Origin of the sequence: Bacteroides sp. LFL-34, from assembly GCF_027257075.1 — a bacterium.
Taxonomy (GTDB): Bacteria; Bacteroidota; Bacteroidia; order Bacteroidales; family Bacteroidaceae; genus Bacteroides; species Bacteroides ovatus.
In genome coordinates this window covers 1-6350 of the sequence record NZ_JAPQKZ010000099.1, presented here as the reverse complement: position 1 = coordinate 6350, position 6350 = coordinate 1, and the positions used below count along the sequence as shown (strand labels likewise).

The 6350-nt window shown below is 47.1% G+C and carries 5 protein-coding genes; all 5 read right to left on the bottom strand.

Going from position 1 to position 6350, the window contains the following annotated elements:
- Positions 1-219: 219 nt before the first annotated feature.
- Positions 220-1524 carry a MobV family relaxase gene (gene mobV / locus N5O98_RS26665; protein WP_048927168.1) on the bottom strand — a complete coding sequence of 435 codons (1305 nt, stop codon included), beginning with the start codon at positions 1522-1524 and terminating at the stop codon, positions 220-222.
- A gap of 216 nt (positions 1525-1740) precedes the next feature.
- Positions 1741-2718, bottom strand: a complete 978-nt coding sequence (locus N5O98_RS26660) for a toprim domain-containing protein (RefSeq protein ID WP_048927169.1) — start codon at positions 2716-2718, stop codon at positions 1741-1743.
- 274 nt (positions 2719-2992) lie between these two features.
- Positions 2993-4234, bottom strand: coding sequence for a primase-helicase family protein (locus N5O98_RS26655; protein WP_054350315.1), 1242 nt, complete (start codon positions 4232-4234; stop codon positions 2993-2995).
- A gap of 200 nt (positions 4235-4434) precedes the next feature.
- Positions 4435-4824: a hypothetical protein gene (locus tag N5O98_RS26650; RefSeq protein ID WP_048927171.1), complete on the bottom strand. Its 390-nt coding sequence runs from the start codon at positions 4822-4824 to the stop codon at positions 4435-4437.
- Between the two features lie 22 nt (positions 4825-4846).
- On the bottom strand, positions 4847-6079 hold the full coding sequence (locus tag N5O98_RS26645) for a site-specific integrase (RefSeq protein ID WP_048927172.1): 1233 nt from the start codon (positions 6077-6079) through the stop codon (positions 4847-4849).
- Positions 6080-6350: the final 271 nt, after the last annotated feature.

Below are 6350 nucleotides of genomic sequence, written 5' to 3'. Positions count from 1 at the left end.
AGAAACCTAAATGCACGAATGTAGTATAGCAGCCCACGCTATATGCGTGAGAACCACTATGCCATCCTTGTGCAGTGTCTTGAATTTCCTACGTTCTCGACTTACAAGAAAGCATAACGCTTCTTTTTCTTATGTCTTGGATAGAGTTGCCTCAATCCGAGTGCAAAAGTACAAAAAATCCGTGATATGTCATTCAACAATCACGGACTTTATTTTGATTTACAGTTGCATACCTCTGTTTTGTCTTGGTTTCGGTATTCCGATAGCTTCCCTAAACTCGTTCATCTTCTTTCTGAACCAGCTTATATGTGATACTCCATCAATCTTGAAATCGAACTTTCCATTTTCATCCTCTTTAATGGAGCAGACGGCACGTTGGGTTTCAAAGCCTTGGTTGAACTCGGAAGAATGTAGCTTGCCTTTTATGGGAACGTCCTTGAATGTGCATAATCTTCGGATAATATCGTCATTGAAGCCCAAGCGTTCACGCAGGAAATTTATTGTCGGTATCAGCTTCTCCACATATGGGAAGTAGCGTTTCACAAAGTCTGTAAACTCGGACAATTTGCGGTGTCGCAGCTCGTAAGCGTCTGTTATCTCCTGTATGTGTTTCGCCTGTTGCTGTTCCCTTTGTCGGGCTTCTTCTTGAAGTTCTGATACACGCTCATGCAGATTCTTGTTCTCCCTCTCCAGCGTCTTGACCTTGTTGCTGCCGAAAAAAGAACCGACACTCTCGGCTATGTTGGTCGCTGCGGTCGTGGCTGCGCCTTTCAGTTTCTCAGTCTGCACCTCTTTCTTGGCTTGGCGGAGTTCCTGCCGTGCCGCTTCTTTCCGCTCCTGCAAATCTACCACTTCCGCTTTGAGGCTATCGACAAGTTTCTGTGTGTCCCGATAATACTGCTGCGTGGACTTGTGCCGTGCCGTTGAACCGTCTATGCCACGCTGCAATCCGTACTTTGCCATCGCAATGGCGTAGGTATCTTGGTAGGTCTTCAATTTCAGCCGTGTCATAATGTCATCGGCACACAGTCTTACGGTGTCGGTCGGCTTCTTGCGGTAGCGTTTCTTTGTCTGTTCCTCCCGTTTCCTGCGCTTACGTTCCCCCTTTACGATTGGAACAAGGGTGATGTGTATGTGTGGCGTTTCCTCGTCCCGATGAAGGTGCGCAGCCACAATATTCTCCTTACCGAACATGAAGGCAAAGTAGCTCATGTTGTCGGCACACCACTCGTCCAATCTGCCTTCTTTTTCGATACGCTCCATGTCCTCATGCGTTCCCGACACGATGATGCGGATTGCCTGTACTTGGTTGTTACCGATTTTGCGTGTCAACCCTGCGTTTTCCAAACGGTGTTGGATGGCTGCTGTTCGGTCTTTCACTCCATCGGGATAGTCGATGAGTTTTCGGTTAAGATGCGTGCGAGTTGGATCGGCGTTCTTCGGTATGATAAAACGCTCGATGTGGGCGGTCGTTCCGCTGTCGGAACCGTGCGCCTTTTCCATATGTAATACGACAAATCCCATATATGGTTTTCCTTTCTTTTTTAGCTTGTGAAACAATGGTTGATTATTCTCCTGTACGGCTTCTGCCGTTGGCTTGGGAGAGTCCAGAGAGGTGCAACCTCTTTGGCTTATTGGGGAATTTTCAGCGTTGCTTGCAATGCGGCTCGGAAAATTCCCTAATAAGCTATGGTATTTTCCGCTTGTAAATATCCGCACGGCTGCAAGCGTTCTCACTCCCTACATCTTCAGCCCTCGCTTTTTCGGTGGCTGCATCATCCGCCTTGCGGATTGGACTTGCCTCTCCTGCTTCATCGGCTCTGCCGATTGGGACAAGGGCTTACCGCACAGGTAGTCGTTCAAGTCCTTATACTCACTATAGTGTATGGACTTGTCGGAAAGGCGTTCCCCGAACCTTGCTTGCAGATGCTCACAGGCTGTCCGTCCTGCCGTATCGTTGTCAAGGAAACAGCCGATTTGGGAATAGTCAGCCAATATGCCCTCCGCCTTTGCGAGATTGGAAACGGAGTTCAAGATGATATAATCCTGCGTGGTCAGTCGGGGGCATTGCGGATTGTTCCTCACACGGATGGAAAGGAACGAGAGGTAATCCATGAAGCCCTCGAAAAGATAACAGGTTGTCGGCTGTTCTCCACTTTGTCGGATATGGGTGATGTCCTTTGGAGCGACACAACCTTTGAAATAGCGGTTGCGCACCTCATAACCACCTGCCATATTCGGGAAACCGATGGCGAAGTATGGTCTGCCCTTGTTTTCAAAATGCAGTTCCTTACATTCCCTCTTGGCGAGTTCGGTGCTTATTCCTCGCTCCTGCAAATAGGATAATAGTACAGGAGAGGATAACTCCGAAACTTGCAGATGTCGGTACATCGGTTCTGAAACGGATTGCCGACCAAAAGAAAATGGTACATGGATGGCGGTGTGCAGATGCGGTGTCTGTTTGGCGATGCACTCCAACAGATACGGCACGTTGTCGGAGCGGTAGAGTTCCGAAGCCAATGCGATGATATTGCCACCCTTGCCGATGCCGAAGTCATACCATTGGTTGAGTTCGGTGTTTACCTTGAACGAGGCTTCGGCTTCCTCTCTCAGCGGTGACTTGTACCAAAGGCTGCTATCTTGTCGCTTGACGGGTGTGTACCCCAGACTTTGCAGATAGTCTGCTATTCTGATTTGTTTTGCTTCCTGTATTGTCATAATGTATATTCCTACGGATTTGATGATGGTTGATAAAGCGATGATTTGATGAACATATGGTTTAACACATTGATTTATATCTATATATCATCTCATCATTTATTCATCAAACCACTCACGAAAAGAGAAATTCATCGTTTACGGTGTCGGGCATGGTCTGTCCGTCCTGTTTTCTCCTTTCATCAGTGAGATACTTTTGATGAATGTTTGATGAGAATGTAAATATCTATATTTCAATATATTTATATACTTATTCATCATTTCATCAAAATAATCATAGTGTTTCCAAAAACGATTTTGTCACGGTGTAGAACCGTCCTGTCTTCCGCATGGGCGAATAGTGACAGTCACGGGTATAGTCCAACTGATAGGTGGTATAGGTAAGCGTGTTGGGTGCAGGATTAAGTTTCCAACACTCTTTCAATACCCTGCGTACTTGATGTTTCTCCACTTTTGCCTGTGAATACCGCAACAAAAGAAAAATATCGTTGCAGTCAAAAGAGAAAGTGTCCGTGCCTACACTTTCCATAATGTCAAGGATAAGCTCGTGCATCTCTATCTCCAATCTGTTGCGGTTGCTGCGGATAATCTTCTGCAAGGCTTCGGTATGCAGTAGTGAGGGCGTGAACCACATACGGCTTTTCTTTTCGGTGGATAGCTGCCTATGCTGTAAATGGTGGAGAAAAGCAGGTATCTCCGCTTTCAGTTTTTGCAGGAAGTCGGTATCATCCGACTGCAAGCGGTCTATCTTGCGCACCCAATAACGGGTTTCACCTGCATCAATGATGACAGGCAGGTACTCGTTGTTTGAACACAGCACGAATTTGGCGAAGAACGCAATTTCGTCACGGTCTTTGCCTTTGGCTTCCACCTTGTAGGATAGTGCCGTGCTCAGGTTCTTCAACCGCTCGCTGTCCTCCCGGCGGCTCAGCAATACTTCGTCCACCACGATAAGGAGTTTCCCAGCCCAGTCGGAATTGAACTGGCTGCGGAAATCCTCGTTGGTGTTGAATGTCACGTTATTCTGAAACAGGGCTTTCAGAAAATTGAGGAATGTACTTTTGCCTGTGTTGCGCTCCTCCGACACCAACAGCAGGATGGGCAACTTCTGAATGGGTTGCAGGTAGAGCAGTTGAAGATAGTCCATTCCCAACTCGTATTGCTCCCCGAAGATATGTTCCACCAATGAGCGGACAGAGGGGAAATCACCCTCTTGCGGTTGGTGGGGTATCGGCTCGTAGAGGTTAAGGAACTTGCCGATTACAGGCTGATAGCTGACGTGTTCGGGTACGGTGCAGAAGCCGTCATACTTGGGTACGCTGCCGATGTAGTCCTTGCCATAGTCTTGGCGCAGGGTCTCGTTGTTCCATGCGATGCGCTTCCTTACATACCCTCCGTTCAGTCTTGGCTGCTCCACAATCTTGTAGAGCGTTGTGCCGACACGGATAAACTCTTCCTTTGCCATGCCGCCATCTGTGGGCGGTCGGTGGCTGTCATTTACTTTGTTTGCTTCCATATTCCAATGATTTAAGTTTGAAAAAATGTCAGCTACAAAAGTATAATCAACTGTCGGATAAGTTGATACGCAAATCACAGCAGAACGCAGCAAAAAATACTTCGGGGCTGTTCGGGGCTGTAAAAACAAAAAATCCGAAGAAACAGAGCTGAAAACAGATGCTTCTTCGGGTGCGTGAGTATGTGTGAATGGCAATACGCCTATGCAAAGTATTTCGGATTTGCCGTATCAGTGATGTTCAGCGAAAAGAAGATGCCTGTTTTTTCTTTTCGCAAGTACAGTCTTTCAAGTATGGCTCTGCGAACCTGTTCCGCTCCGAATGTGTTGATGCGGAAAGCAAGGGCGATGATGGCTTCAAGACTGTAAACCTCCATGCTGCGTTTGTCCGACAGTTTGATGGTATGCTTTGTCTCATATTCCCTCAAAACACCGCTTTTACAAAGAGCCTTTATCCCTGCTCGGATTGTTGGGGCGATAACCCCGAACAACTCGCAGAGTTCCCACTCGGTCATGGCAATGGAGACTGTATCGGTCGGCAGGGCGATGTTGCCCTGTCCGTCCATCGTGATGATGCTTCGTTTCTCTTTCATCTGTATTCTTCTTTATGGGTTATCAAATGGCACTGCAAATGCTTTTCTCCATATCCCCCAACTTGTCGGACAACAGTTCCAAGTCCTGACTTATCTTTTGGGCGGTTATCTTCGCGTAGATTTGAGTGGTCTTTATGTTGGTATGCCCCAACAGGCGGCTGACGGTTTCAATGGGTACTCCGTTGGATAACAGTATGGTAGTTGCTGCCGAATGTCTTGCGACATGATATGTTAAATGTGTCTTTATACCGCACAAATCGGCTATGGCTTTCAGCTTTTTGTTGCAGGTCGTATTACTTGGCATGGGGAAAACCTTATTGTCCTTTGCCATCCCCTTATACTTCTCTATAATCTTTCGGGGAACGTCCAACAGACGGATATTCGATTCGGTGTTGGTCTTCTTTCTTCGGGTGATAATCCATAAGTTACCGTCAAAGAAAGTTTGCAGGTTGTCGGTGGTGAGGTTCTTGACATCGGAATATGCCAACCCCGTGAACACCGAAAACAGAAACAGGTCCCTCACAAGCTCGTGGGTCTTGTCGGGCATCTCGGTATTCATCATGGTGTGTATCTCCTCTTTCGTGATATACCCCCTGTCCACGCTTTCGGGAGAGTTGATATACCCTGCAAAGGGATTGAACGGCAGACGACCGTCATTTCTCGCTATGGAAATGATGTGCTTCAACACAATCATATAGCCCCAAATGGTATTAGTGCGGCATTTCTTCACCGTGCGCAGGAAATACTCGAAGTCGTTGATGAACGTGAGGTTTAACTCTTTGAGGGGAATATCCTCACGCTTGTATGTATGGGGCAGGAACTCCCGAATATGCTTGCAGACGGTTATGTACCGTTGGAATGTTCCTTTGGCACGGCTGTGTCCGACTTTCTTTGCAAACTCCGCATTGTGCTGCTCAAAGAGTTTCAGCAAGGTTTCCTGCTTGATACCGATACCGAGATAGGCATCTTTCAGTTTGGCAGCGGTCACATATCCGTCTGTCTGCATCAGTTCTTGGTAGCGGCGGTTCACCTCCACCCGAATCTTGTCAACCGCACGGTTGATTCTCTGCGCTTCGGCACTCTTGCCCGAAGCACGGTTGTTCTTCACATCCCACAAATGGGGTGGAACTTCCATTTTGCAACTGAACTGCTTAATCTCTCCGTCCACCGTAAGGCGGCACATCAGTGGCAGGTTGCCGTTGGGCTTTGCACTGCCTTTCTTCACGTAGAATAAGACCTTGAATGTACTTCGCATAACTCACTTCTTTTTTGGTGACAAAATTAGTTTACCGTGAGTTACCAACAGCTACGCAAAATTACGCAAATCGCAGAAAAACAGATGCTTATTCTGGAAGTTCACACATTACGGCAGTAATGATGTGGTAACTGAACTCTTGCGTTGTGTGGCTTTTGGATGTCTGCAAACGACCTTTTCCACATCAAAAGCAAAAGCGTAACGACCACTCTTTCAGTTGAATCGCTACGCTTTTCTCAAATTTACTTTTTAGCTATCTGTTTATTTTAAT

What these genes read in the sequence shown, in the direction of transcription:
- N5O98_RS26660 (WP_048927169.1), bottom strand. Translation starts at nt 2,718, where the DNA reads ATGACAATACAGGAAGCAAAACAAATCAGAATAGCAGACTATCTGCAA.
- N5O98_RS26645 (WP_048927172.1), bottom strand. Translation starts at nt 6,079, where the DNA reads ATGCGAAGTACATTCAAGGTCTTATTCTACGTGAAGAAAGGCAGTGCA.
- N5O98_RS26650 (WP_048927171.1), bottom strand. Translation starts at nt 4,824, where the DNA reads ATGAAAGAGAAACGAAGCATCATCACGATGGACGGACAGGGCAACATC.
- mobV (WP_048927168.1), bottom strand. Translation starts at nt 1,524, where the DNA reads ATGGGATTTGTCGTATTACATATGGAAAAGGCGCACGGTTCCGACAGC.
- N5O98_RS26655 (WP_054350315.1), bottom strand. Translation starts at nt 4,234, where the DNA reads ATGGAAGCAAACAAAGTAAATGACAGCCACCGACCGCCCACAGATGGC.